The following is a 24,455-nucleotide window of genomic DNA, read 5'->3' on the forward strand; positions in this document are numbered from 1 at the left end:
CAGCGAGGGGCGGGAGTGAACTTCCGGGAACGGTGTAGGGCGCAGACGAACGGCTATCGATCCGAATAATATCGTTCGACATGTTCGAGATTATGGAAATGTGGATGATGCGGCCCCTTCGCGTCGGAAGGGGCCCCATCGGATCAGACGGCCCAGCAGCCGCAGCCGAGCGATCCCCAGAACGTCTGGACATCGGCGGCGGGAACGTTGGCGCCGAGCGCGGCGGCATGGTCGTGCCCATGGACGCCGCAGGAACTGGCGCAGCCGCAGGCGGAGGCGAGCTTCTGCTTGGCTTCCGGCGTCTGGTAATAGCCGCCGAAGGTCGCGACCGGCGACCAGTCCGGCATCGGGCGCGGCAGCTGCGGCGCGAGCGGGTGATAGTCGCCCTCACCGTGGACCACCTTGCCGCCGAGCAGGGTCAGGATCGAGCGGATATGGACGATCTCATTGTCCGGCACGCTGAAGTAGTCGTCCGAGAGCAGCGCGAGGTCGGCCAGCTGGCCCGCCTTGATCTGGCCCTTCTTGCCCACTTCGTTCGAGAACCAGGTGTTCTCGTGCGTCCACATGCGCAGCGCCTTCTCGCGGCTGACGCGGTTGTCGCCGCGATAGAGCGAGAGGCCGCCCACGGTGCGCCCGGTGACCAGCCACGAGAGCGAGACCCAGGGGTTGTAGCTGGCGACGCGGGTAGCGTCGGTGCCGCCGCCCACGGGGATACCGGCAGCGATCATGCGGGCGATCGGCGGCGTGCGTTCGGCGGCCTTGGCGCCGTAGCGCTCGACGAAATATTCGCCCTGATAGGCCATGCGGTGCTGCACCGCGATGCCGCCGCCGAGCGCGGCGATACGGTCGATATTGCGGTCCGAAATGGTCTCGGCGTGGTCGAAGAACCAGTTGATGCCTTCGAGCGGGATGTCGCGGTTGACCTTCTCGTAGACGTCGAGCGCGCGGCCGATGGTCTCGTCATAAGTGGCGTGAAGGCGCCAGGGCCAGCGGTTCTCGGCGAGCAGGCGGATGACGGGTTCGAGATCGCCTTCCATGCTGGGCGCCATGTCCGGGCGGGGCTGGCGGAAGTCCTCGAAGTCGGCGGCGGAATAGACCAGCATCTCGCCCGCGCCGTTGTGGCGGTAGGTATCGTCGCCCTGTCCCGGCGTGACCTGCTTGGCCCAGCCCGCGAAGTCGGCCAGTTCTTCCTTGGGCTTCTGGGTGAAGAGGTTGTAGCTGATGCGCACGGTGAGCTGGTCTTCGGCGTGCAGCTTCTCGATGATGTCGTAATCGTCGGGATAGTTCTGGAAGCCGCCGCCCGCGTCGATCACGCCGGTCACGCCCAGGGCGTTGACTTCGCGCATGAAGTGGCGGGTGGAGTTGAGCTGGTACTCGGGCGGCAGCTTGGGTCCCTTGGCGAGCGTGGAATAGAGGATCGTCGCATTGGGCTGGGCCAGCAGCAGGCCGGTCGGGTTGCCGGCGGCATCGCGCACGATCTCGCCGCCCGGCGGGTTCGGCGTGTCCTTGGTATAGCCCACGACGCGCAGGGCCGCCGCATTGAGCAGCGCGCGGTCGTAGAGGTGGAGGATGAACACCGGCGTATCGGGGGCGACGGCGTTCAGTTCCGCGATGGTCGGCAGGCGCTTCTCGGCGAACTGGTGCTCGGTAAAGCCGCCGACGACGCGGACCCACTGCGGGGCGGGGGTGTTGTCGACCTGCTTCTTCAGCATCGCCATCGCCTCGGCCAGCGAGGTCACGCCGTCCCAGCGCAGTTCCATGTTGAAGTTAAGCCCGCCGCGGATGATGTGCATGTGGCTGTCGATCAGGCCGGGGATCAGGCGGCGCCCCTTGGCGTCGATCACTTCGGCCTGCGGAGCGGCGGCGCGGACTTCCTGTTCGCTGCCGACGGTCAGGAACTTGCCGTCGCGGATCGCCACGGCTTCGGCCTCGGGGTTCTCCCGGTCGAGGGTGGTGATCTTGGCGTTGACGATGATCGTATCGGTCATGACGGCTTCCTTGGAACGTGCGGTTTGGCTGGCAAGCAGGGAGGGCAGGAGCGAGGTGGCCGCCGCTCCTGCAAGAGTCTGGCGGCGGGTGATCACGCCTCGGCCTTATGGTCGGCGGTGCGGCAGGGGAACTTGTCTCCCGGCAGACGGCCGAGCACATGCTTGCGGCAATCGGTCTGGACGAAGTGGGCGACTTCCTCGTGCGCCCAGATCTTCTTCGCCAGCGGCACGATCTGTTCGCCCAGCAGGATGCCGAGCAGCCCGATCAGCGCGATCATCGGCGGCGCCGGCGAACGAACGCCGAGAAGACTGTAGACCACGCCCACCAGCAACCCGGCGGCAATCGAGAAAAGGTAGGCTTTCATGGATCAGTCTCCTCGGCGGTACGGCCTCAACCCTGCACAAACGCCACAAGGTCGGGGTTGATGGGACCGGAGGCCTTCGGTGAGGGCCGGATGGGGGGATCGGCCCCCGGTCCCGAACTTCAGATCAGTGCGCGCCTTCGGAAGCGCCGAACATGGTCTTGGCATACTTGATGCCGAGGCCGTAGGCGCCGCCCCACTTCTTGGCGATGCCGGTGGTGCTGTCGTAGGTTTCGGTGCGGGCCCAGTCGCGCTGCAGTTCGAGCAGGTACTGGAGCGAGGTCATCGGCACGGCGCCGAGCTGGATCATGCGCTCGACGGCGCGCTCGTGGGCTTCGGTCGAGATGTCGCCGCAGGCATCGGTGATGACATAGGCTTCGAAGCCCTGGTCGATGGCCGAGGCGACCGGGCCGACGATGCAGACCGAAGTCCAGAGACCGGCGAAGACGATGCGCGGCTTGGCGATGCGGTTGATCTCGCAGATCACGGCTTCGTCTTCCCAGGTGTTCATGCTGGTGCGGTCGAGCAATTCCTGGCCTTCGAAGGCTTCGGTGATCTCGTCGAACATCGGGCCGGAGAAGCTCTTCTCGGCAACCGTGGTGAGGATCGTGGGGACGTTGAAGGACTTGGCGCCGCGCGAGATCAGAGCGGCATTGTTGCGGAGCAGTTCGGCCGAGATCGACTTGGTGGCGAACGCCATCTGCGACTGGAAGTCGATCAGGACAAGCGCGTGATTGTCAGGTGAAATGAGCGACTTGCCGGGGGTTGCGGTAGCGGTGAGCGTCATTGGTAGGTCCTCCTGTTGCTGGGCGTCTCGGCCCGGTGGAAGCCTTCTGGAGCGAAACTTGTATTCCAGAAAGGTGCATAAAATCGACCCGAACTTTCTATAAAATAGAAATGTCGGTGCCGAGTGAACAAGTTCGCGGGGAGCGGTTGCTGAGCTTGCGGAGGTGTTATGGGGCCATGCGGCGGGTCTGCGAAACCAACCATTCGTATACACTCGAATGGGGGGGCGAATGGGGGGAGCCGGCTTTGATCCAAGGTTGCGGCCAGCGTCTGCCGCGGGCAAGCATCAGGCGTGCTCGCCGTGGAAGAGGAGATCGGAATCGCTTTTCATGTTTACGCGGTTCGGCATGGCCGGGCGCAGGGAGTCCGCTATTTGTCGGCAGCGGGCTTTGCGGGGACCAATCTGTTCCAGCGGGCATCCAGGGCAGTTTGCCCGCGGTGCGCTTCGACTCGCGAGACCAGCGACACGCCGCGCAGGGTTATGCTGTGTCCGCCCAGCCAGCGACCCGAGATGCTGTAGCCGATATCGTAGATCGCCACGTCTTCGTGCGAAGTGCCGTCGATCAGGAAGCGGGTGGTTATGAGTACCGGCAGGCGCTCATCGCCCCGGCTGTCGTCGGGCAGCTTCGCTTCCTTGCGGGCTTTTTTGAGCGCGTGTTCGAACCAGGAGGATTCGATGCGCGGTTCGCCCGTGGTCTCGGCCGGGGGAATGGACAGAGCGGTCGGGAAGGCCAGGCGCTGGCTCTGGACGGACTGGTCGGCGGAGGCGGGCTTCAGGACGAGATCGTCGCCGGAGCCGGATGTCGTGAGGACGAGGGTCGCCGCCCGCGTCGAGGCGCGGTGGGCATCGGCACTTTTGGAAGCCTCGGTCTCGCTGCGTTGGCTCCAGTTGTTCCAGAGCGTCAGGCCGGAAATGGTGACGGCGATGACCGTCAGCACTTCGCCCAGAGTGATCCAGCGGCGCCGGATGGCAGCTGCTTCGTCGGCGCGGGCTTCGGCTTTCGCTTTGGCTTCGGTCTTGGAATTATCGGTCACGGGTGCGATTCAACACCGGCGGCCCGCGCCGTCAAGCGCAAGCTGTGCACCCGAGGACGGCCCCGGCGTCATGGACACCGGAACCGTCAGGGGAAGCGATCAGTTTGCCAGCGTGGCGTTGTCGATCACGAAGCGGTACTTCACGTCGCTCTTCAGCATGCGCTCGTAGGCCGCGTTGATGTCCTTGATGTCGATCATCTCGATATCGGCGACGACGCCCTTCTCCGCGCAGAAATCCAGCATTTCCTGCGTTTCGGCAATGCCGCCGATCAGCGAGCCGGCGATCGCGCGGCGGCGGAAGATCAGCGCGGCGACGTTCGGCGAGGGGTGGGCATGTTCGGGAACGCCGACCAGCGTCAGCGTGCCGTCGCGCTTGAGTAGCGCGGTGAAGGCGTCGAGGTCATGGCTGGCGGCGACGGTGTTGAGGATGAAGTCGAAGCTGTTGGCATGAGCGGCCATCTCGTCCGCATTGCGCGAGACGACGACTTCGTCGGCGCCCAGTTTCAGCGCGGCTTCACGCTTGCTGTCTGACGTGGTGAAAGCCACGACATGGGCGCCGAGGGCATGGGCGAGCTTCACGCCCATGTGGCCGAGGCCGCCGATGCCGACGATACCGACTTTCTTGCCCGGCCCGACATTCCAGTGGCGCAGCGGCGACCAGGTGGTGATGCCCGCGCAGAGCAGCGGCGCCACGGCGGCAAGCTGTTCGACCGGGTGGCTGATCTTCAGCACGAACTTGTCGCTGACGACGATGCTCTGCGAATAGCCGCCCAGCGTGTGGCCCGGCGCATCGGTGGTTGTGCCGTTGTAGGTGCCGGTGAAGCCGTTTTCGCAGTACTGTTCCAGGCCCTCGTCGCAGGACGAGCAGTGCTGGCAGCTGTCGACCATGCAGCCGACGCCGACCGTGTCGCCGACCTTGAAGGCGGAGACTTCGCCGCCGACTGCCGTGACCGTGCCGACGATTTCGTGGCCCGGAACGCAGGGGTAGAGCGTGCCGGCCCATTCGCCGCGCGCCTGGTGGAGGTCCGAATGGCAGACGCCGCAATAGGCGATGTCGATCGCCACGTCATGCGCGCCGGGGGCGCGGCGTTCGATGTCCAGCGCCACGAGCGGCGTGTTCTCGGTGACGGCACCATATGCTTTCGTCATCGTTGCTTGTTCCTTGATCGGGGAGAGGAAGAGGAGACGGGAGGAACCGCCACGCAGCCCCAGATAGGCCGGAAGGAAACGGAGATCACCCCCGCGCGCGTCGAATAAGGCGATGAACGGAATTCATCATTGCCGTGCTCAAAGCTACTTAAAGCCCAAGTGGTCGCATCTCGCGGATAAGGTCGATCAGCAGGCGCAGGCCGGAGGGCAACTGGCGGCGGCTTGAGTAATAGAAATGGAAAGCGCCGCCCATCGAACCCCATTCGTCCAGCACCACCCGCAACCGTCCGGAAGCCACGTCCGCCGCGATCGTCGGCTCCGCCGCATAGATCAGCGCGGCGCCGCTGCGGGCCATGTGAAGGCCGATACTGGAGTTACCGATCGTGATCGGGCCTTGCACGGCGATGACTTCCGTCTCGTCGTCCTTGTCGAACTCCCAGTTGTAAATGCGTTCGTTTCCGAGCCTGATTTTCATGCAACGATGGCGGGTAAGGTCCTGCGGCATTTCCGGCACCCCGAAGCGCTCGAAATAGGCGGGCGACCCGGCCACGACCCAGCGTAGCGGCGGGGAGATGCGCTGGACGATCATGTCCTCGGGCACGGTGCCGCCATAGCGGATGCCCGCGTCGAAGCCCTGTTCGATCACGTCGACCATGCGGTTGTCGATCGAGAGGTCGATCTCGATGTCCGGATAGCGCTCGATGAAGGTGGGCAGCACCGGGGCGAGGATCAGTTCCGCCGCGTCTTCGGGTACGTTGAGGCGGATGCGTCCGGCGGGGGCGTCGCGGAAGCGGTTGAGCACTTCGGCGGCATGGTCGATGGCGTCGAAGTGCTCGGATATGGCGTCGCGGAAGGCCTCGCCCGCCGTGGTCAGGGTGACGCTGCGGTTGGTGCGGTTGAGCAGGCGAACGCCGTGGCGGTCTTCCAGCCCCTTCAGAGCATGGCTGAGCGCGGAGGCGCTGATCCCCAGTTCAAGACTGGCGCGGCGAAAGCTGCGGTTGCGGGCGATGGCCAGGAAATAGGCGAAGTCCGCCAGATCGGAACGGCTGAATTTCATGGCAGCCGTCTTCGATCCTCCATGCCGCCTTGTCCAGCGCCTATCCCAGCCGGGGATCGATCAGGAACTTCTCGCCGGTAGCCTTGCGCTCATACTGGCGCAGGACATCGGGTTGCAGCGCCTGTGCAAGGCCGACGACTTGCGTGTAGCGGCTGGCGAAAGTCGTGGTGAGTTCGTCCAGCACCCGCGCGCGGAAACGGGCGGCGACTTCCGGTCCGGCCTTTTGCAGGAACGGAAAGAGCAGCCAGCCGCTCACGCTCCACTGGAAGCCGAAGGTCATGCGGTTGAGCGTCGTCGGCGCGAGATCGAGCGCGCCGTAGATGTAGAGCTGCTTGAAGGTATCCGAGCCGTAGCGGCTGTAGCTGCTCGAACTTTCGACGGCGGCGTGTTCCATCGCGCGCAGGATGTCGCTGCCCAGCGTGCCGCCGCCGATGGCGTCGAAGGCGATCGTCGCGCCGGTCTCGCGGATCGCGGCGGTGAGCTGTTCGATGAAGTCCGCGTCCCGGCTGTTGACGACATGCTGCGCGCCGATATCGCGCAGGAGCTGCGCCTGCTCCGCCGAGCGGACCACGTTGACCAGCGGAATGCCGTCCTTGAGGCAGATCTTCTGGAGCATCTGGCCGAGGTTCGAGGCGGCAGCAGTATGGACGATGGCCTTGTGACCTTCGCGGCGCGCGGTCTCGACGAAGCCGAGTGCGGTCAGCGGATTGACGAATATCGCCGCGCCGTCGGCGGCTTCGGCGCCTTCGGGGAGTGCCACGACATCGCGCGCCGCGATCTTGCGATAGTCCGCATACATGCCGCCGCCGATCATGCCGACGCGCTTGCCTTCCAGCGCCTTGGCATTGCGCCCGGCGGCGACCACGGTTCCCGCGCCTTCGTTGCCGATCGGCAGCGACTGGTCGATCCGTCCGCTCACGCTCGGCAGGCGGTTTTCGGGAACCTGGAAGCGCAGCGAGCCGTCCGCTTCCGCGAGCGTGGCGAGGTCGGCAGGGCCAAGGAGCAGGCCGAGGTCGCTGGGATTGATGGGGGCGGCTTCAACCTGAACGATCACTTCGTCGTCGCCCGGTTCGCCGATCGCGACGTTCTCCAGGGAAAGCGTCAGAGTTCCGTCCTTGTCGATGCGGGTGCGCATTTCGCGTCCGGTCAGGGTCATCCTTGGCGTCCTTTGTCCTGTTTGTCTCCGAAGGTAGTCACGCCAGATAGGCTTGCAACTGCTTCCAGGCGGAGAGTTTGTCTGCCCGGCCGAGACTGGCGTGGGCGGCGCTAGAAGAGGGCAGGTCGATCAGATCCCATGCTCTCTCGCCTACAAGCTGCCTGCGGCCGCGCTGGGCGGCGCTCTTGCCGTTGAAGGCAATGGCCTGCAAGTTGGGGAGGCTGCGTGCGAAAAGCGCGAGGTCGCGGTGCTCGGCGTCGCGGATCGCGGTGTCGAGGCTGCCCTTGCGGCTGGCGCTTTCGATCACGTCCCAGAGGCCGAGGCCATGGGCCAGCAGGCGGGGTAGGCGTTCCTCGTAAGGCCGCTGCGGCAACTCGCTCTCGCCGAGGACTTCGCCGATCAGCCACCAGAAAGCATTGGAGGGATGGGCGTAATATTCCCGCGCGGTGAGCGAGCGCTCCCCCGGCAGGCTGCCGAGCACGAGCACCCGCGTCCGGGCATCGACATAGGCCGGGAGGGCGGATTTCCTCAAAACTGCGCCACTTGCGCTGGCAGCATGGCGGCAAAGCGCTGCGGATCGATGCCTTGCGCGAGCAGGCCCGCCTGGAGGCGCTCGGCGGGGTCTTGCCAGGGTTCGTCGGTCAGCTTGAACGTGCCCCAGTGCATGCCAAGCGCGGCGCGGGCGTCGAGGTCGAGCATGATCCGGATCGCATCTTCGGGATCGGCGTGCTGGGCGGCCATGAACCAGCGCGGATCGTAGGCGCCGATCGGCAGGATCGCGAGGTCCACGGGGCCGAACTGGGCGCGCAGGCGGCGGAAGATCGCGCCGGTGCCGTAGCCGGTGTCGCCCGCGAAATAGACCAGCCTGCCTGCCGCCTCGACCATGAAGCCGCACCACAGCGCCATGCGCCGGTCCCTTGGTCCGCGCGAGGACCAGTGCAGGGCGGGGACGACATGGGCGGTCACGGCAGGGTTCACGGCAATCGCATCGCCCCAGTCGCCGGTGGCGAACCGTGCCTCGGGAATGCGGCGGCGGACGATGGCGTCGTTGCCAAGCGGGGTGACGATCAGCGGCTGGTGGCGGGCGTGGAGCGCCTTGAGGGTGGCGATGTCGAGATGGTCGTAGTGGTTGTGCGAGAGCAGGATCGCATCGATCGGCGGCAGGTCTTCCAGCGCGACGCCGGGTACGTTGACGCGCTTTGGTCCGGCGAAATTCACCGGGCTGGCACGGTTCGACCAGACCGGGTCGGTCAACAGGTTGCAGCCGCCGATCTGGATCAGAAGCGTGGCATGACCGACCATGGTGACGCGCAGGCCTTCCACCCGCGCCTCCGGCACGACCGGCGTGACCGGCGTGGACTTCGGCCAGGGATTGTCGGGCGCGCTGCGCCGCCACTTGAGGACCTCGCCGAGCGAGCGGTCGGTTTCGGGTTCATCGCGCAAGTTATGGAAGCGCACGCCGTCGAAATGGTCGGTGACGGGGCCTTGGTAATAGGGATTCTTCGCGGGCATCCGAAATGCGGCCTCCAGGTTCGAACCGCCTATTTCGGAAGGATAATCCGGCATTCAAGCGCTGCCGAGCCGGAATTCTTCGTTCCGGCGCTGGCGGGCCTTGCTTGACGCTTCGAAAAATAGGGGTAGGGGGTATGGGTATGTCTCATCTCCACGAATCGAAGGATAGCCTCATCGCGCGGGTGCGCCGGATTGCCGGTCAGGTCGCTGCGGTGGAGCGCGAGTTGAACGGTGACGCCTCCTGCGCGACGGTGCTTCACCGGGTCGCTGCGGTGCGCGGCGCCGTGAACGGGCTGATGGACGAGATCATCGCCGAGCACCTCGAAGCCCATGTCTCGCGTCCGAGCCTGACCGACGCCGAGCGGGCCGCGGGGGCCGAGGAACTGCTGGCGGTGATCCGCCGCTATGCGAAATAGGACGGGCTGCCATGACCATCGATCCCTCGGGCCATACCCACGATCACATGTTCCTCGGCTCGGCCCATGACGAGAACGCGCGGCGCACGCTCTGGGTCGTGGCGCTGACGGCGGCGATGATGGTGGGCGAGATCGCCGCCGGTTACTGGACCGGCTCGATGGCGCTGCTGGCCGACGGGTTCCACATGGCGACCCATGCCGGGGCGCTTTCGGTGGCGGCAGGGGCCTATGCGTTCGCCCGGCGCCATGCCGAGAGCCCGCGCTTCAGCTTTGGCACCGGCAAAGTGGGCGATCTCGCCGGGTTCGCCTCGGCGCTCGTGCTGGGCATCGTCGCCATCGGCATCGGCGGGGAATCGGTGTTGCGGCTGCTTCAGCCCGCGACCGTCGCCTTCGGCACCGCGACCTGGATCGCGGTGGTCGGCCTGCTGGTGAACATCGCCAGCGCCTTCCTGCTCGGCGGCGGGCATTCCCATGGCCATCACCACCATCACGACCACGATCATCATGGCGGGCATCATCATCACGGCCATGGTCACGACAACAACCTGCGGTCCGCCTACGTCCATGTCCTGGCCGATGCCCTGACTTCGGTGCTGGCCATCGCCGCGCTGCTGGCGGGGCGCTATCTCGGCTGGGTCTGGATGGATGCGGCGATGGGGATCGTCGGCGCCGTGGTGATCGCACGCTGGTCGTGGAGCCTGCTGCGCGACACGGCGGCGATCCTGCTCGATACCGCCGATCCCCATGTCGCCGGGGAAATGCGCGAACTGGTCGAAGGGCCGGGCGACGCGCGGATCACCGACCTGCACGTCTGGCGCGTCGGGCCGGAAGTCCATGCCGGGATCGTCAGCGTGGTCGCCGCGCCAGGCCTCTCGGGCGAGACGATCCGCCAGCGCCTGCGCCCGGTCCACGAACTGGGCCACCTGACCGTGGAGATGCATCCGGCATGAAGTCCCCCTGCATCGAACTCTGCGCTTTCGACGGCAAGACCGGCTGGTGCCGCGGCTGCGGCAGGACCAAGGCGGAGTGCCGCTCCTGGAAGAAGGCGCAGCCGCACCAGCAGCGCAAGGTGGCCGCGGAACTGCCCCGGCGTCTTCAGAAGCTGGCGGCGAAGTAAAGAGTCTTACGCAGCAGCCGGGTCCAGCGCCTGTGCGGCTCGAACGAGATCGGGCACCGAGCGCAGCTGCATCTTGCGCATCAGACTGGAGCGGTGGAGTTTCACCGTGATCTCGCTGATCTCCAGCTCCCAGGCGATCTGCTTGTTCATCAGCCCTCGTACCACGCAGGCCATGACTTGCCGTTCGCGCGGTGTCAGCGTGTCAAACCGCTCTTCGACCGCGCGGCGCAGCCGGGCATCGGCGCGGCGGGCATGATCCCGCTCCAGCGCCTGCTCCACCGCGTCCAGCAGGTCGTCCTCGTTGCAGGGCTTGGACAGGAAATCGACAGCACCCGCCTTCATCGCGCGGACCGAAAGCGGGACGTCGGCATAGCCGGTGAGGAAGATGACGGGGATCGGCTCGCCGCGATGCTTCAGGCGTTCCAGCAGTTCCAATCCGTCGATTCCGGGCATTCGCATATCGGCGACGATGCAGCAGGCCGCATCGGGAAGCGCGGAATCGAGCAGCGCGCCTGCGGAGGCAAAGCGCTCGGCCGCATGGCCTTCCACCCGCAGCAGCGAGAACAGGGCGTCACGCACGCCCGCGTCGTCGTCGACGATGAGGACCCGTCCTTTACCTGCGCTTTTGCTGGCCGCTGTCTCGGGGGGGTGAATCGCGGTTACTCCTGCCGGGCAAGGCAGCAAATGACGTATAGTGAACAGAGGCGGCAAGCCCCCCTTTCGGGGGGTATGCTGCCGATGCGGGCTGATTTTGCGGCAGGCCGTTGGGCCTAATCAGGCAGAGGCGTCGTCTAATAGCGGCTCTCATGGCAAGGCCTTTTTTGGTTTCAGCATCGATTGCCGGGATCACGGTCGTCTTCGCAGTCGATACAAGTCGCTGCATGATGGGTATTTCGCGGAGCGGCCTTTCCAATGTGCAAAACGCACGCGCCAATTCGGCTGACGGTGCAACGCCATCTCACGGAATGGGCCACCTCACGTCCCGGCAGGGACGCCTGGCCGCGCTTCGCTGTCGCGCCGCCAGAATAAACTGGTAGTTACGCTGCGGCGCGCTCGTTGAATTCCTTCCCGGACTTTAACATGGCGTGCATGATAACGGCCAGCTTGCGCGCGACGGCAACCGCAGCTCGTTTGAAGCCAAGTTTCTCGCGAAGCCTCAGACCCCACGTTCTCAGATCACTTTCCGCGCGAGTTCGAGTTAAGATTACAGAGGCTGCTTCGTAAAGCAGAGCTCTAAGGTTCGCATCGCCGCGCCTGGAAATATGCCCATCATAGTCCACTTCGCCGGACTGGTAACGCCTGGTCGTAAGGCCCACCCACGCTCCAACGGAACGCGATCTGGCGAAGTTAGTCGGATCCTCGATCGCTGTCGTGAAGGCGGTAGCAGTGACCACACCTACCCCAGGGATGGTCATCAAGAGCCTGCACGCTCGGCTTTCTCGCGCTGCCGCGCAGAGCTGCCGTCCGAGCTCGGCAGATCTCATTCGCATAGCACGCCACGCCTCGATGATGGGGAAGATAATCCGTGCAAGAGCATCCTCACCTTCGAGAAGCCGGTAAACATGCGCCTCGAAAGCACCGCCCCTTCCCGCAGGGACAACCAACCCGAAGGTTTTCATCAAGCCGCGGATCTGGTTCGACAAATCGGTGGTAATGCGAACGAGCTTAGTCCTGGCAGCAACCAAAGTACGTATCAGCATGCTGTCGTATGCCTTGACGCGAACTTCGCGGAAGAACCCTACCTCCGCCAAATGCGCCAAACCGTCTGCATCGTCTGCATCTGTCTTATTAGGCGCCATGTCGAGGGCTGCCTTTGCATGCCGCGCGTCGATGCAGATTGCTGGCAAACCATGGCGAGTGAGCTCGTGGTAAAACCAAACAGACAACGGCCCGGTCTCGAAAACAACCCGCCCGACATTGGGACTTCGCTCACGGATCAACTCGGCTAGCAAAGCGGGATCTGACGGGCATTTTCCCCGCCATACCCGCTTCCCAGAACGTCGGATGGAAATTGAAGTCTCTTTCAAAGACACATCAAGCCCGATAAACTCGCCCATGGTTGTTCTCCGATCGATGCCTGGGCCCGGTGCCAATCGTGAGCCCGTCTTTTCATCTTATCGGGGAGCAGCCACCTGTCGCTTCAATTTTGCGGCACAACATCCGGCGACTCGCTCCCGCGATTACCCCATGTGCAAACGTTTCCCGAGGGAAACAATCCCCGCCTCTCCGCATCGGACTGTCCTAACGGGCGTCATCGTATCGAAACCGCCCGATCGGTCTCAGCGCCAGCCCAGAGCGGGGGCAACATGGGTCAGGATCGCCTCCAGTACATGGGCGTTGTAGGCGACGCCGAGCTGGTTCGGCACGGTGAGAAGCAGCGTATCGGCCTCGGCGATTCCCTCGTCGGCGCGAAGCTGTTCGATCAGGCGATCCGGTTCCGCCGCATAGGACCGGCCGAACACGGCGCGCATGTTGTCGATGATACCCACCTGGTCGCTGCTGTCCCCCCGTCCGAAATAGGCGCGGTCCTGATCGTTCATCAGCGCGAAGATCGAGCGGGATACCGAGACGCGCGGCTCGCGGGCATGGCCGGCCTCCTTCCAGGCCGCGCGATAGGCGCGAATTTGCCGGGCCTGCTGGACATGGAACGGCTCGCCGCTCTCGTCGGCCTTGAGCGTCGAGCTTTGCAGGTTCATGCCCATCTTTGCGGCCCAGACGGCCGTGGCATCGGCACCGGACCCCCACCAGATTCGCTCGCGCAGCCCTTCCGAATGCGGCTCCAGGCGGAGCAGGCCGGGGGGATTGGGGAACATCGGGCTGGGATTGGGCTGTGCGAAGCCCTGGCCCTTCAGCAGTTCCAGGAAGACTTCGCCGTGGCGGCGGCCCATGTCGGCATCGCTCTCTCCCTCGGCGGGGGCGAAACCGAAATAGCGCCAGCCGTCGATCACCTGCTCGGGCGAGCCGCGACTGATGCCGAGTTGCAGGCGGCCCTGGCTGATGAGATCAGCCGCGCCGGCGTCTTCGGCCATGTAGAACGGGTTCTCGTAGCGCATGTCGATGACGCCGGTGCCGATCTCGATACGGCGCGTTTTCGCGCCGACCGCAGCCAGCAACGGAAAGGGCGAGGCCAGCTGCTGCGCGAAATGGTGCACGCGGAAATAGGCGCCGTCCGCGCCGAGTTCCTCGGCGGCGACGGCGAGGTCGATCGACTGGAGCAACACGTCGCTGGCCGAGCGGGCGCCCGAGGAGGGCGATGGGGACCAGTGCCCGAAGGACAGGAAACCGATTTTCTTCATGGGGATGATCTACCTCTTTGACGGAGCCTACGTGGTTTCCGGCTCCCTGAAACGCAAGAGGTGGATAGGGTCCCGACCTTCGCTTGCAGGCCGTCTCATCGCCAGGGGCACCCGCGTCAGGGAAGTGCCGCCGGGTCCACGACGACATGGCGGATGCGCGTGCGGTTGTAGGTGTAGGTGATGTGCACGAGGCCGTCGCGGGTCTGGATGACTGCCGGATAGGCGTAGCCGTCGGGCAGGGGCTCGTCTTCCAGCGTCAGGGCATTGCGCCAATGGATGCCGTCGCTCGACAGGCCGATGTTGAGCGGCCAGCGCGGGCCGTCGCCGGGGCGGTCCGGCCAGTGGGCGCTGTGGTTGTAGATGATGAGCTGGCGTCCGTCGGCCAGCGTTACGGCGTCGGTGCCGGAATTGGGGTTCGGCAGATCGGCGGCGACCAGCGGGGACCAGGTGCGGCCGCTGTCCTTCGACCAGCTCATGGCGAGCACGCCCTGCCGGGTGCGGGCGATCAGTGCCAGCTTGCCGTCCGGGAAGGTCAGGACGCTCGGCTGGATCGCCTCAAGCCCCGTGGGCGAAGCGATCGGTGCTTCGGCGCTCCAGGTGCGGCCCCGGTCGGTCGAGATTTCCATCTGGAGGAACCAATGGTTCTGCTCGGGCGTGCCGACCTCGCGGCTGGAGGGGGCAAGCCAGGCACCGTCGGGCAGCGCGACGGCCTTGTTCTTGATCGGCCCCAGCACGCCTTCCGGCAGACGTTCGCCCTTGCTCCAGGTGCGTCCACCATCGCTGGAAGTCTTGAGCATGCCCCACCAGTCGCGCGGGTTCGGGCCGACCTTGTAGAACAGGAACAGCGGGCCGTCCTTCGCCTGGAACAGCACGGGATTCCAGGTGGGATAGCGGTTCTTCGCGTCGACCACGCCGTCGGCGACCGCGACTGGCTTGTCCCATCCCTTCGCACCCTTGCGCGCGAACCAGATGCGCACGTCGGGGCGGCTTTCCCCGGTTCCGCCGAACCAGGAGGCGGCCAGGGTCCCATCGGGCAGTTCGACGATCGTCGAGGCGTGGGCCTGCGGATAGGGCGGATCGGCGTCGATGAATTCGGACAGGACGATGGCTCCGCCAGGCTTCGTCACTTCCGCCGGTGCTGTCCCCGTCTCTGCGTTCGGCTGTGCCAGACCCGGCGATGCCGCCAGGGCGCCCAGAACCGTGATCAGCAGGCGGACACGCGAACTCGTCATGAAATTCATCTCCGTTTGGTGGTGCTTGCGGGGCGCGCCAACACGGCAGGCCTCGTGCCGCATGGGCGGCTGGCATTCCACCCATTCCATGCATTTTCGCAAGCGATTGGCAAGGATGGCAAAGTGCCCACATTTTTGGAACAGTGTGTGCGGGATTATGATATAGATTAGATGGGACTAGGGCTTACGCCTGTAAGACTTGCTGGTGAAGGCCGCGATGCAGCGGCCGCCGGACATAGGGGATGAACACGATACCAAGCGATGTTCGAGAGGCCGCCGTGCCTCAGGTGCCGTTGAGCGATGAACAGATTCTGGAAGCTGCGAGCCTGCGGAACATGACCGTTCCGGAAGAATGCCGGGACGGATTGAGGGCGAATCTGCGCCTCATCGCCGCCCACGTCGCAACGATGCGCACGGGCCGGGTGGACAGCAGGCCTTGACCTCCGTTCGCGAAATTTCCTCTGCCGTCCGTTCGAAGCGCATCACGGCCCTGGATGTGGTGGAACGATGCCTGGCCGCGCTGCCGCAACCCTCTGCCGACCCGCTTTCCGCGATCACCCGTCTCTTGCCCGAGCGCGCGCGCGCCGAAGCGCGGGCGGTCGACGCGCTGATCGCTGCGGGAGGCGATCCCGGACCGCTGGCGGGCGTGCCTTACGGCGTAAAGGACCTGTTCGACGTTGCGGGCCTGCCCACCACGGTAGGCTCCGCAATTTACGCCGATGCGCCTTCTGCCGCCGCCGATGCGGAAGCGATCGCGCGGCTGCGGGCTTCCGGCGCAGTGCTCGTGGCGACGCTCAACATGGACGAGTTCGCCTATGGTTTCGCGACCATCAATGCGCGCCATGGCACCACCCGCAATCCGCATGACCCCGCCCGGCTGGCGGGCGGCTCGTCCGGCGGCTCGGCGGCGGTTGTTGCCGCCGGTCTGCTGCCCTTTTCGCTTGGGTCCGACACCAATGGTTCGGTGCGGGTTCCGGCCAGTCTTACCGGCCTCTACGGCCTGAAACCCACGCATGGTGACTTGCCGCTGGCGGGGGTGTTCCCCTTTGCCGAGAGCTTCGACGATGTCGGGCCGTTCACCACCAGCGCCGCCGACATGGCGCTCGTCTGGGAGGTCCTTTCCGGGCGCAAGGCTGAGGCCCGCGATCGTCCGCTGCGGCTCGCGCGGCTAGGCGGACGTTTTCGCGACAATGCCGATCCGGACCAGCTTACTGCCATCGATGCTATCGCGTCCGGCTCGCCGCTGCTGGAGTTCCCCGATATCGCCCGCGCGCGGTCTGCCGCGTTTCTCATTACCGCCTGCGAGGGAGGGGCGCTGCACCGCAAGGCGCTTTCCGAACAGGCCATGGCTTTCGATCCCGCGACGCGGGACCGGCTGCTGGCGGGCGCCCTGCTGCCTCGCGGTCTCTACGATGAGGCGCTGGCGTTCCGGGCGTCCTTCCTCGACAAAATCGGCGCGGTCATGGAGGATTTCGACGTGTTGCTGGCACCTGCAACCCCTTGCACCGCCCCGCCGATCGCAGACCCGCGCATCCTGATCGACGGCGCGCTTTCGCCCGCGCGCGCGGACCTCGGTATCCATACCCAGCCGATCACTTTTGCCGGCCTGCCATCGCTCAGCGTCCCCTTGCGCAGGGAAGGTAAGCTGCCGATCGGGTTGCAACTCATCGGCAAGCGCGGCGGAGAGCCTGACCTCCTGCACTTCGCCGCCCGCCTGGAGCGGGAAGGCGTGATCGGCACCTCGCCGCCGTCCGGCATGGCGATGCCTGCATGGCACGGGCTGGTCGCCGCATGAGCGTCGTCGACAGCCTCGCCGTCAAAGGGACAGGCGGTATCGTCACCGCCCCGCACTATCTCGCTGCCGAGGCAGGGCGGTCGGTGCTGATGGACGGCGGCAATGCCGTGGAGGCGACCGTTGCCGTCGCCGCGACGCTGGCGGTGGTCTATCCGCATATGACCGCTATCGGCGGCGATGGCTTCTGGGTGATCCGGGAGCCGGACGGGCGGGTCCATTCCATCCACGGCTGCGGTGGCGCGGCTACCAAGGCGGATTTGTCGCTCTATGCTGGGCTGGACGCGGTGCCGACGCGGGGGGCGCTGGCGGCCAATACCGTGGCGGGAACGATATCGGGCTGGGCGGCGGCGCTGGAGGGTGCGGGGGGCACGCTGCCGCTCGAACGTCTGCTGCGCGATGCGATCCGCTATGCGGAGGAGGGCGTTCCGGTCACCGCAGGCGGCGCGGCTATCGCTCTGGCCAAGGGCGATGAACTGCGCCGAGCGCCGGGGGCCTATGCTGCGGTGTTCGAGCCGGAAGGCCGCCCGCTGGCCGAGGGTGATGTGCTGCGCAATCCGGCGCTGGCCGGGACGTTGCGCAAGCTGGCAAGCGATGGGCTCGACAGCTTCTATCGCGGCGAACTTGCGGCCCTGATCGCCGAAGACCTGGCCGCCCTCGGCAGTCCGGTTTCGGCGGCGGACCTTGCCGCGCACCGGGCCACACGGCCAGAGCCGCTTTCGGTGCCGATCCGGGGGGCACGGCTCTACAACAGCGCGCCGCCGACGCAGGGCTTTGCCTCGCTGGTGATCCTTGCGCTGTTCGACCGGCTTGCCGCCGACGCGCCTGACAGCTTCGCGCATGTCCACGGGCTGGTGGAGGCGACCAAGCAGGCCTTCCTGCTGCGCGATGCGCATGTCGGCGATCCGGCCTATACCGATTACGATTTTCAGGGCCTGCTGGACGATGAGGCAGTGCTCGATGCTTTGGCGGCGCGGATCGATCCGGCAAAGGCGCTGGGGTGGCCGCAGCCGCCGCAGTGGGGCGATACCTGCTGGTTCGGCGCGGCGGATGCGGAAGGGCGGGTGGTCTCCTCGATCCAGTCGACCTATTTCGAATTCGGCTCGGGCCTGGTGCTGCCGCAGACCGGGATCGTCTGGCAGAACCGGGGCAGTTCGTTCCGCCTTGCCGAGACGGGCTGGAATGCGCTGAAGCCCGGCCGCAAACCGTTCCATACGCTGAACCCGGCGCTTGCGGTGTTCGAGGATGGCCGGGTCATGGCCTATGGCACCATGGGCGGCGAGGGGCAGCCGCAGACGCAGGCCGCGCTGTTCAGCCGCTATGCGCGCTTCGGTGACGATCTCCAGCAGGCGATCAGTGCGCCGCGCTGGCTGCTGGGGCGGACCTGGGGGGACGTTACCACCTCGCTAAAGCTGGAGGACGGCTTCGACGAGGCGCTTTACACGGCCTTGGCCGAGGCCGGGCACGATGTGGAGCGGGTGGGGCCGCTGACGGCGATGATGGGCCACGCGGGCGCCTTGGTGCGCTTGCCGGATGGGTCGTTCGAAGGTGCCACCGATCCGCGCAGCGATGGCGGCGTGGCGGCATGGTAGAGGCCAGCGGCATCCGCGCCGTCACCCGCTGCAATGCGCTGGGCACCGCGCCTTACAGCCAGAGCGAACAGGGCCTCTATCGCGGCTACCTCAGCCCCGCCTATCACGCGACGTTGGACCTTGTCGGCGCATGGATGGTCGAGGCGGGCATGCACGTCGATCTCGACCCCGCCGCCAATCTGCGTGGTCGCTACGAGGGCGCAGAGCCCGGCGCACCGGCGCTGGTGATCGGCAGCCACCTCGATTCCGTGCGCGACGGCGGCTGCTACGATGGCCCGCTGGGCGTCATGCTCGGCATCGAATGCGTCGCCGCGCTGCACGAGCAGGGCCGCCGCCTGCCTTTCGCCATCGAAGTCTACGGATTCGGCGACGAGGAAGGCTCGCGCTTTCCCGCCGCCATGCTGACCAGCCGCGCGGTGGCCGGAACGCTCGATGCCGATCTCGACCGGATCGCCGATGCCGAGGGGGTGTCGCTGGAAGCGGCGCTCGCCTCGTTCAAGACCGACTACGACGTGGTGACGGCCAAGACCCCCACGAACACCCTCTCGACGCTGACCTACCGGACAGCCCGCCGCGCGCCGGACGAGATCGTCGCCTATCTAGAAGCCCATATCGAGCAGGGACCGGTGCTGGAGGCGGAAGGCCTCGCGCTCGGCACCGTGACCGGCATTGCCGCGCAATTGCGCTACGCGGCCACGGTGCGCGGCATGGCGGGCCACGCGGGCACCAGCTCGATGCCGCTGCGCCGCGATGCGCTGGCGGGGACGGCGGAAATGATGCTCGCCATCGAGGATATCGCGCGCGCGGACGGCTCCGACCTCGTCGCCACCGTCGGCAAGCTGGAGGCTCTGCCCGGCGCGGCCAATGTGATCCCCGGCGAAGTGCGCTTCACCATCGACGTGCGCTCCGGCGACGCCACCCGGCGCGACCGTGCGGCGCAGGATATCCTTGCGCGGCTGAAACAGATCGCCTCGAAACGCGGCCTCGTACTCGATCTGGCGCTGGTCCACGATTTGCCTGCCAGCCCTTGCGATCCCGCGCTGATGGACCTGATGGACGCTGCCATGGCCGAGGCCGGGCAGCCGGTGCGCCGTCTCGTTTCGGGCGCGGGGCATGATGCCATGGTGATGGCCGCGCTCTGCCCCACGGCGATGTTGTTCATCCGCTGCAAGGACGGCGTCAGCCACAACCCTGCCGAGCATGTCGAACCCGCCGATGCCGATGCGGCGCTGCGGGTGATGCTGGGCGTTATAGAAAGATTGGGAGACAGCTTTGCCGACCGACCTTGATCCGCTGCTTTTCGGCGAGATCGACCCGCCCCAGCGCCTGCTCATGGGCCCCGGCCCGATCAACGCGCATCCGCGCGTGCTGCGGGCGATGAGCGCGGACCTCCTGGGCCAGTTCGACCCGGAAATGACCGGCTACATGAACCAGGTCATGGCGCTCTACCGCCCGATCTTCGGCACCCGGAACCCCTGGACCATGCTGGTGGACGGCACCGCGCGCGCCGGTATCGAGGCCGCGCTGGTCTCCATGGTGGCGCCGGGCGACGTGGTGCTGGTGGTGAACTTCGGCCGCTTCGGCCTGCTGCTGACCGAGATCCTCACCCGCATCGGCGCGGTGATCGAGACGGTGGACGCAGCCTGGGGCGAAGTCGTCCCGCTGGAACGGATCGCCGAGGCCATCGCCCGCTGCCACCCCAAGATCGTCGCCACCATCCACGGCGATACCTCCACCACCATGGCGCAGCCGCTCGACGGCTTCGGGGAGCTTTGCCGTCAGGCCGGCGCGCTCAGCTATGTCGATGCCACCGCGACCATCGGCGGCATGGAACTGGCGGCGGATCGCTGGGGCGTCGATGTCGTCACCGGCGGCTTGCAGAAGTGCATGGGCGGGCCTTCGGGCTCCGCGCCGATCACGATTTCGGACAAGGCGGCAGAGCATATCGGCCGCCGCCGCCATGTGGAGCAAGGCATCCGCCGCGATGACATCGTCGACGGGCAGGGGCCGCGCATTCGTTCCAACTATTTCGACCTCGCCATGGTCATGGATTACTGGTCGGACAAGCGCCTCAACCACCATACCGAGGCGACCTCGATGCTCTACGCCGCCCGCGAATGCGCGCGCATTGTGCTGGGCGAGGGGCTGGAAGCGCGTTACGCCCGCCATGCCGCTGCGGGCCGGGCGATGACCGCGGGCCTGCGCGCCATGGGTCTCACGGTCTTCGGCGACGATGCTTATCGGATGACCAATGTCACCGGCGTCTTCATCCCCAAGGGCGTGGACGGCGAGGCCGTGCGCATGGCCATGCGCGAGCAGTTCGAGATCGAGATCGGCACCGCCTTCGGCCCGCTTCAGGGCCGCATCTGGCGCATCGGCGCGATGGGTTACAATGCCATGAAGCACAAGGTGTTGCTGACTTTGGCAGCGCTGGAGGCGTGTCTTCGGATGGAGGGCTTCAAGCTACCGCTGGGCGATGCGGTTCCGGCGGCGCTGGAGGCTTGGGGCGAATGACCCGCGATCTTGTCGGCTATGGCCGCACGCCGCCTGACCCGCAGTGGCTGAACGGCGCGCGGGTGGCGGTGCAGTTCGTCATCAACTACGAGGAAGGTGCCGAAAACTCCGTCCTCAACGGTGACGAACGTTCCGAAGCCTTCCTCAGCGAGATGGTCGGCGCCGCCAGCCATGCAGGCCGGGCGATGGCGATGGAGAGCCTCTACGAATACGGCAGCCGTGCCGGGTTCTGGCGGCTCCACCGGATCTTCACCGAGCGCGGCTTGCCGGTGACGGTGTTCGGCGTGGCGAAAGCCATGGCAATGAACCCCGAAGCCGTCGCCGCCATGCTGGACGCGGATTGGGAGATCGCCAGCCACGGGTTGCGCTGGATCGACTACCAGCACGTTCCCGAAGAGGTTGAGCGCGCCCACATCGCCGAGGCCATCGCGCTTCACGAAAAGCTCACCGGCAGCCGCCCGCTCGGCTGGTATCAGGGCCGCACCTCGCCAAATACCGCGCGGATTGTCGCCGAAGAGGGGGGCTTCCTCTACGATGCCGACAGTTATGCCGACGACTTGCCTTACTGGGACCGCCAGCACGGCAAACCGCAGCTGATCGTCCCCTACACGCTCGACGTGAACGACATGAAAATCGTCGCGCTCAACGGCTTTACCGAGGGCGAGCAGTTCTTCCGCCACATGCGCGATACCTTCGACCAGCTTGCCGAGGAAGGCGGGCGGATGATGAGCGTGGGCCTCCACGGCCGCATCGCCGGCAAGCCCGGCCGCGCCCGCGCGCTCGCCCGTTTCCTCGATCACGTGACCGCCAGCGGAGACGCCTGGATCGCCCGCCGCATCGACATCGCCCGCCACTGGATGGAGGTCCACCCCGCATGACTCTCGACGATCCCGAACTGCTCGCCGAAGTGACCGCAGCCTTCCAGGAATACGAGCGTGCGCTGATGGAGGACGATATCCCGGCGATGGACGCGCTGTTCCACGAAGCGCCGACCACCAACCGCTACGGCGTGGGCGAGGTGCTCTACGGGATCGAGGAAATCCGCGAATTCCGCAAGGGGCGCGGCGGCTCTCCGCAGCGCAAGCTCGGCCGCGTGGCGATCACGGTCTACGGTGATCGTTATGCCACTGCCGACGCCGAGTTCTTCCGCGAGAACAGCGAGCGGCGCGGCCGCCAGACGCAGAGCTGGGTGAAGTTCCCCGATGGCTGGAAAGTGCTTTCCGCCCATGTCAGCCTCGAAGGGAACACGCACTGATGACGGCGCTGTTCGAGTATAGCCCCTGGGTTGAGGAACGCGCCGATGCGCGGCCTTCCTCGGGGGATCGGCTTGCCGATCTTCTGGCGGTGATGCACGAGGCAAGCGCCGAAGAGCAATTGGCGCTGATCCGCGCGCACCCCGAACTGGCGGGCAAGGCGGCGATCGACCGGACGCTGACCGACGCCTCCGCCGCGGAACAGGCCAGCGCCGGGCTCGACCGGCTGACGCCTGAGGAATACGAACGCTTCCACGCGCTGAACGCCGCCTATCGCGACCGTTTCGGCTTCCCCTTCATCATCTGCGTGCGCCTGACTGACAAGGCGGGTATTCTCATGGCCATGGAACGTCGGCTCGAAAACGGGCGCGATGCGGAAGTCGCCACGGCGCTGGAGCAGATCGGCGAGATCGTTCGCCTGCGTCTCGAGGACATGGCATGACTTCTACAGGCGCCATTGGCCTTCCCGCACTGGAAGCGCGGCTTGCGCGCGAGATCGATCTGATCGGTTTCTTCCGTCCGGAATGGGTGCGGCCGCGTGAGCATGAAGGTGAACGCGTCCTCGACGTGGCCGTGATCGGCGGCGGCCAGTGCGGACTTTCCGCCGCTTTCGGCCTGCGCCGCGAGGGCGTGGCGAACGTCATGGTCTTCGACGAGAACGTGGCCGGGTTCGAAGGCCCTTGGGAGACTTATGCGCGCATGGTGACGCTGCGCACGCCCAAGCATCTCAATCCCATCGACTTCGGCATTCCCTCGCTGACCTATCGCGCCTGGTGGGAGGCGCAGCACGGCGCTGCCGGTTGGGACGCGGTGGACAAGATCGCGCGCGGCGACTGGATGGATTATCTGCGCTGGTATCGCCGGGTGCTGGACCTGCCGGTCGAGAACGGCGCGAAGCTGGCACGGATCGAGCCGCTGCCTGAGGTCGGGCTACACCGCCTGCACTTTGCCAGCGGCGCGGTGGAACTGGCGCGCAAGGTCGTGCTTGCCACCGGCATTCAGGGCGGCGGGGAGTGGTACACGCCCGCGATGGTGCGGGACAATCTGCCCAAGTCGCTCTGGGCGCATACCAGCGAGCCGATCGATTTCGATGCGCTCCACGGCAAGCGCATCGGCATTCTGGGCGGCGGGGCCTCGGCCTTCGACAATGCCAACTATGCCCTGTCGCAAGGCGTGGCAGCGGCGGAAGTCTTTATCCGCCGCAAGGACCTGCCGCGCGTCAATCCGATCCGCTTCATGGAGCGCGTGGGCTTCACTGCACGCTATCCCGCGCTCGACGATGCGACCAAGTACGCGGCGATGGATTGCTTCCTCGGCCACAACCAGCCGCCGACCAACGACACGTTCGAGCGCGCTGCCGCATGGCCGGGCTTCCATCTGCATCTCGGCGCGCCGTGGCTCGACGTGGCCGAACATGACGGCCGCGTGCGGGTGACGTCGCCGCACGGTTTCCATGAATTCGACTTCGTGGTCGTGTCGACCGGCCTTGTCAGCGATCCCGGCCTGCGCCCCGAACTGGGCGCGGTGGCGGACACGATCCTGCGCTGGGGCGAGCGGGTGACGCCTGCCGGACCGCGCAATGCCCTGATCGATGCGCATCCCTATCTTGGTCCGGCGTTCGAGTTCATGGCGCGCGACGGCGAGGACCCGGCGCCGCTGCACGGCCTGTTCGCGTTCAACTATTCCGCGCTGGTGAGCCTCGGGCTTTCCGCCTCGGCGCTCTCGGGCTTGCAGAACGCCTTGCCGCGTCTGGTCCGGGGCGTGGCGGACCAGCTTTTCCTCGACGACCGGGACGAACTGGTGCGCGATTTCATGGCCTACGACGAACACGAATTCCTCGGCGCGTGGCCGAAAGTGGAGGCGGCATGAGCAGCCTGTCGACCCATGTTCTCGACACCGCCCACGGCTGTCCGGCCGAAGGCGTCGCGCTCGAACTGACCGACGCGACGGGCACGGTACTGTTCACCGGAACCACCAATGCCGATGGCCGCTGCCCCGGCATTCCCGCGCTCGCTGCGGGCACTTACGAGTTGACGTTCGCCGTAGCCGACTACTTCCGCACCAAGGGCGCCGAACTGCCTGAGCCGCCGTTCCTCGACCGGGTGCCGATCCACTTCGGCATTGCCGATGCCGCGGGCCACTATCACGTGCCGCTGCTGGTCTCGCCCTTCGGTTATTCGACCTATCGAGGCAGCTGA

At 66.2% G+C, this 24,455-nt stretch carries 25 protein-coding genes; 12 read left to right on the forward strand and 13 right to left on the reverse strand.

Annotated elements, in window-relative coordinates; genetic code table 11:
• Positions 1 to 143 precede the first annotated feature (143 nt).
• The 9 genes from ACZ1II_RS02660 to ACZ1II_RS02700 form a co-directional block, all read right to left on the reverse strand.
• Positions 144 to 1,988, reverse strand: a complete 1,845-nt coding sequence (locus ACZ1II_RS02660; RefSeq protein ID WP_465144256.1) for an amidohydrolase — start codon at positions 1,986 to 1,988, stop codon at positions 144 to 146.
• Between the two features lie 92 nt (positions 1,989 to 2,080).
• Positions 2,081 to 2,353: a DUF1427 family protein gene (locus tag ACZ1II_RS02665; protein WP_465144257.1), complete on the reverse strand. Its 273-nt coding sequence runs from the start codon at positions 2,351 to 2,353 to the stop codon at positions 2,081 to 2,083.
• 124 nt (positions 2,354 to 2,477) lie between these two features.
• Entirely contained in the window at positions 2,478 to 3,137 is a 660-nt protein-coding gene (locus ACZ1II_RS02670; protein WP_465144258.1) for a hydrolase, read from the reverse strand.
• A 368-nt stretch (positions 3,138 to 3,505) separates the two neighbouring features.
• The gene (locus tag ACZ1II_RS02675) at positions 3,506 to 4,171 is read right to left on the reverse strand and encodes a hypothetical protein (protein WP_465144259.1); all 666 of its coding nucleotides are present in this window, start codon (positions 4,169 to 4,171) and stop codon (positions 3,506 to 3,508) included.
• A 99-nt stretch (positions 4,172 to 4,270) separates the two neighbouring features.
• Positions 4,271 to 5,320, reverse strand: coding sequence for an NAD(P)-dependent alcohol dehydrogenase (locus tag ACZ1II_RS02680; RefSeq protein WP_465144260.1), 1,050 nt, complete (start codon positions 5,318 to 5,320; stop codon positions 4,271 to 4,273).
• A gap of 148 nt (positions 5,321 to 5,468) precedes the next feature.
• Entirely contained in the window at positions 5,469 to 6,377 is a 909-nt protein-coding gene (locus ACZ1II_RS02685) for a LysR family transcriptional regulator (RefSeq protein WP_465144261.1), read from the reverse strand.
• Between the two features lie 40 nt (positions 6,378 to 6,417).
• Entirely contained in the window at positions 6,418 to 7,533 is a 1,116-nt protein-coding gene (locus ACZ1II_RS02690; RefSeq protein WP_465144262.1) for a zinc-binding dehydrogenase, read from the reverse strand.
• Positions 7,534 to 7,570: 37 nt separating this feature from the next.
• Positions 7,571 to 8,065, reverse strand: coding sequence for a DNA-deoxyinosine glycosylase (locus ACZ1II_RS02695; protein WP_465144263.1), 495 nt, complete (start codon positions 8,063 to 8,065; stop codon positions 7,571 to 7,573).
• Positions 8,062 to 9,045, reverse strand: a complete 984-nt coding sequence (locus tag ACZ1II_RS02700; RefSeq protein ID WP_465144264.1) for an MBL fold metallo-hydrolase — start codon at positions 9,043 to 9,045, stop codon at positions 8,062 to 8,064. The genes ACZ1II_RS02695 and ACZ1II_RS02700 overlap by 4 nt, the downstream gene beginning before the upstream one ends.
• A 140-nt stretch (positions 9,046 to 9,185) precedes the next feature.
• Here ACZ1II_RS02700 and ACZ1II_RS02705 point away from each other — a divergent pair, with 140 nt between their 5' ends.
• Genes ACZ1II_RS02705 through ACZ1II_RS02715 form a run of 3 tightly spaced genes read left to right on the forward strand, consistent with a single transcriptional unit; the run spans position 9,186 to position 10,578 of the window.
• Positions 9,186 to 9,461 (forward strand): metal/formaldehyde-sensitive transcriptional repressor, encoded by a 276-nt coding sequence (locus tag ACZ1II_RS02705; protein ID WP_465144265.1) that lies wholly within the window; start codon positions 9,186 to 9,188, stop codon positions 9,459 to 9,461.
• Positions 9,462 to 9,472: 11 nt separating this feature from the next.
• A complete protein-coding gene (dmeF, locus tag ACZ1II_RS02710) occupies positions 9,473 to 10,411 on the forward strand; it encodes a CDF family Co(II)/Ni(II) efflux transporter DmeF (protein WP_465144266.1) in 939 nt (312 codons plus the stop codon).
• A complete protein-coding gene (locus ACZ1II_RS02715; RefSeq protein ID WP_465144267.1) occupies positions 10,408 to 10,578 on the forward strand; it encodes a DUF1289 domain-containing protein in 171 nt (56 codons plus the stop codon). The genes dmeF and ACZ1II_RS02715 overlap by 4 nt, the downstream gene beginning before the upstream one ends.
• Before the next feature lie 6 nt (positions 10,579 to 10,584).
• Here the strand turns inward: ACZ1II_RS02715 and ACZ1II_RS02720 are convergent, their stop codons facing one another.
• The 4 genes from ACZ1II_RS02720 to ACZ1II_RS02735 form a co-directional block, all read right to left on the reverse strand.
• A complete protein-coding gene (locus ACZ1II_RS02720) occupies positions 10,585 to 11,289 on the reverse strand; it encodes a response regulator transcription factor (protein ID WP_465144268.1) in 705 nt (234 codons plus the stop codon).
• A 326-nt stretch (positions 11,290 to 11,615) separates the two neighbouring features.
• Positions 11,616 to 12,635 carry an IS110 family RNA-guided transposase gene (locus tag ACZ1II_RS02725; protein WP_465144269.1) on the reverse strand — a complete coding sequence of 340 codons (1,020 nt, stop codon included), beginning with the start codon at positions 12,633 to 12,635 and terminating at the stop codon, positions 11,616 to 11,618.
• Between the two features lie 222 nt (positions 12,636 to 12,857).
• The gene (locus ACZ1II_RS02730) at positions 12,858 to 13,874 is read right to left on the reverse strand and encodes an LLM class flavin-dependent oxidoreductase (RefSeq protein ID WP_465144270.1); all 1,017 of its coding nucleotides are present in this window, start codon (positions 13,872 to 13,874) and stop codon (positions 12,858 to 12,860) included.
• Between the two features lie 116 nt (positions 13,875 to 13,990).
• A complete protein-coding gene (locus ACZ1II_RS02735) occupies positions 13,991 to 15,106 on the reverse strand; it encodes a sialidase family protein (RefSeq protein WP_465144271.1) in 1,116 nt (371 codons plus the stop codon).
• Positions 15,107 to 15,542: 436 nt separating this feature from the next.
• Here ACZ1II_RS02735 and ACZ1II_RS02740 point away from each other — a divergent pair, with 436 nt between their 5' ends.
• Genes ACZ1II_RS02740 through uraH form a run of 9 tightly spaced genes read left to right on the forward strand, consistent with a single transcriptional unit; the run spans position 15,543 to position 24,455 of the window.
• Positions 15,543 to 16,901: an AtzE family amidohydrolase gene (locus tag ACZ1II_RS02740; protein WP_465144272.1), complete on the forward strand. Its 1,359-nt coding sequence runs from the start codon at positions 15,543 to 15,545 to the stop codon at positions 16,899 to 16,901.
• A complete protein-coding gene (locus ACZ1II_RS02745; RefSeq protein ID WP_465144273.1) occupies positions 16,877 to 18,490 on the forward strand; it encodes a gamma-glutamyltransferase family protein in 1,614 nt (537 codons plus the stop codon). Before ACZ1II_RS02740 ends, ACZ1II_RS02745 begins: the two co-directional genes overlap by 25 nt.
• Positions 18,484 to 19,779, forward strand: coding sequence for an allantoate amidohydrolase (locus ACZ1II_RS02750; RefSeq protein WP_465144274.1), 1,296 nt, complete (start codon positions 18,484 to 18,486; stop codon positions 19,777 to 19,779). Before ACZ1II_RS02745 ends, ACZ1II_RS02750 begins: the two co-directional genes overlap by 7 nt.
• Before the next feature lie 43 nt (positions 19,780 to 19,822).
• Positions 19,823 to 21,004, forward strand: a complete 1,182-nt coding sequence (locus ACZ1II_RS02755) for a pyridoxal-phosphate-dependent aminotransferase family protein (RefSeq protein ID WP_465144513.1) — start codon at positions 19,823 to 19,825, stop codon at positions 21,002 to 21,004.
• Entirely contained in the window at positions 21,001 to 21,882 is an 882-nt protein-coding gene (gene puuE, locus ACZ1II_RS02760; protein WP_465144275.1) for an allantoinase PuuE, read from the forward strand. Before ACZ1II_RS02755 ends, puuE begins: the two co-directional genes overlap by 4 nt.
• Complete coding sequence (hpxZ, locus tag ACZ1II_RS02765; RefSeq protein ID WP_465144276.1) at positions 21,879 to 22,259, forward strand: oxalurate catabolism protein HpxZ; 381 nt, start codon at positions 21,879 to 21,881, stop codon at positions 22,257 to 22,259. The genes puuE and hpxZ overlap by 4 nt, the downstream gene beginning before the upstream one ends.
• Positions 22,259 to 22,699, forward strand: a complete 441-nt coding sequence (gene uraD, locus ACZ1II_RS02770) for a 2-oxo-4-hydroxy-4-carboxy-5-ureidoimidazoline decarboxylase (RefSeq protein ID WP_465144277.1) — start codon at positions 22,259 to 22,261, stop codon at positions 22,697 to 22,699. Before hpxZ ends, uraD begins: the two co-directional genes overlap by 1 nt.
• Positions 22,696 to 24,126 carry an FAD/NAD(P)-binding protein gene (locus tag ACZ1II_RS02775; protein ID WP_465144278.1) on the forward strand — a complete coding sequence of 477 codons (1,431 nt, stop codon included), beginning with the start codon at positions 22,696 to 22,698 and terminating at the stop codon, positions 24,124 to 24,126. The genes uraD and ACZ1II_RS02775 overlap by 4 nt, the downstream gene beginning before the upstream one ends.
• The gene (uraH, locus tag ACZ1II_RS02780; protein WP_465144279.1) at positions 24,123 to 24,455 is read left to right on the forward strand and encodes a hydroxyisourate hydrolase; all 333 of its coding nucleotides are present in this window, start codon (positions 24,123 to 24,125) and stop codon (positions 24,453 to 24,455) included. The genes ACZ1II_RS02775 and uraH overlap by 4 nt, the downstream gene beginning before the upstream one ends.

This window comes from Novosphingobium sp. BL-S-20, from assembly GCF_055521635.1.

Coding starts and splice junctions, on each gene's coding strand:
- ACZ1II_RS02745 (WP_465144273.1), top strand. CDS start 16,877: ATGGCACGGGCTGGTCGCCGCATGAGCGTCGTCGACAGCCTCGCCGTC.
- ACZ1II_RS02730 (WP_465144270.1), bottom strand. CDS start 13,874: ATGAAGAAAATCGGTTTCCTGTCCTTCGGGCACTGGTCCCCATCGCCC.
- ACZ1II_RS02685 (WP_465144261.1), bottom strand. CDS start 6,377: ATGAAATTCAGCCGTTCCGATCTGGCGGACTTCGCCTATTTCCTGGCC.
- hpxZ (WP_465144276.1), top strand. CDS start 21,879: ATGACTCTCGACGATCCCGAACTGCTCGCCGAAGTGACCGCAGCCTTC.
- uraH (WP_465144279.1), top strand. CDS start 24,123: ATGAGCAGCCTGTCGACCCATGTTCTCGACACCGCCCACGGCTGTCCG.
- dmeF (WP_465144266.1), top strand. CDS start 9,473: ATGACCATCGATCCCTCGGGCCATACCCACGATCACATGTTCCTCGGC.
- ACZ1II_RS02735 (WP_465144271.1), bottom strand. CDS start 15,106: ATGACGAGTTCGCGTGTCCGCCTGCTGATCACGGTTCTGGGCGCCCTG.
- ACZ1II_RS02725 (WP_465144269.1), bottom strand. CDS start 12,635: ATGGGCGAGTTTATCGGGCTTGATGTGTCTTTGAAAGAGACTTCAATT.
- ACZ1II_RS02680 (WP_465144260.1), bottom strand. CDS start 5,320: ATGACGAAAGCATATGGTGCCGTCACCGAGAACACGCCGCTCGTGGCG.
- ACZ1II_RS02660 (WP_465144256.1), bottom strand. CDS start 1,988: ATGACCGATACGATCATCGTCAACGCCAAGATCACCACCCTCGACCGG.
- ACZ1II_RS02775 (WP_465144278.1), top strand. CDS start 22,696: ATGACTTCTACAGGCGCCATTGGCCTTCCCGCACTGGAAGCGCGGCTT.
- puuE (WP_465144275.1), top strand. CDS start 21,001: ATGACCCGCGATCTTGTCGGCTATGGCCGCACGCCGCCTGACCCGCAG.
- uraD (WP_465144277.1), top strand. CDS start 22,259: ATGACGGCGCTGTTCGAGTATAGCCCCTGGGTTGAGGAACGCGCCGAT.
- ACZ1II_RS02715 (WP_465144267.1), top strand. CDS start 10,408: ATGAAGTCCCCCTGCATCGAACTCTGCGCTTTCGACGGCAAGACCGGC.
- ACZ1II_RS02665 (WP_465144257.1), bottom strand. CDS start 2,353: ATGAAAGCCTACCTTTTCTCGATTGCCGCCGGGTTGCTGGTGGGCGTG.
- ACZ1II_RS02755 (WP_465144513.1), top strand. CDS start 19,823: ATGGGCCCCGGCCCGATCAACGCGCATCCGCGCGTGCTGCGGGCGATG.
- ACZ1II_RS02670 (WP_465144258.1), bottom strand. CDS start 3,137: ATGACGCTCACCGCTACCGCAACCCCCGGCAAGTCGCTCATTTCACCT.
- ACZ1II_RS02750 (WP_465144274.1), top strand. CDS start 18,484: ATGGTAGAGGCCAGCGGCATCCGCGCCGTCACCCGCTGCAATGCGCTG.
- ACZ1II_RS02705 (WP_465144265.1), top strand. CDS start 9,186: ATGTCTCATCTCCACGAATCGAAGGATAGCCTCATCGCGCGGGTGCGC.
- ACZ1II_RS02690 (WP_465144262.1), bottom strand. CDS start 7,533: ATGACCCTGACCGGACGCGAAATGCGCACCCGCATCGACAAGGACGGA.
- ACZ1II_RS02700 (WP_465144264.1), bottom strand. CDS start 9,045: ATGCCCGCGAAGAATCCCTATTACCAAGGCCCCGTCACCGACCATTTC.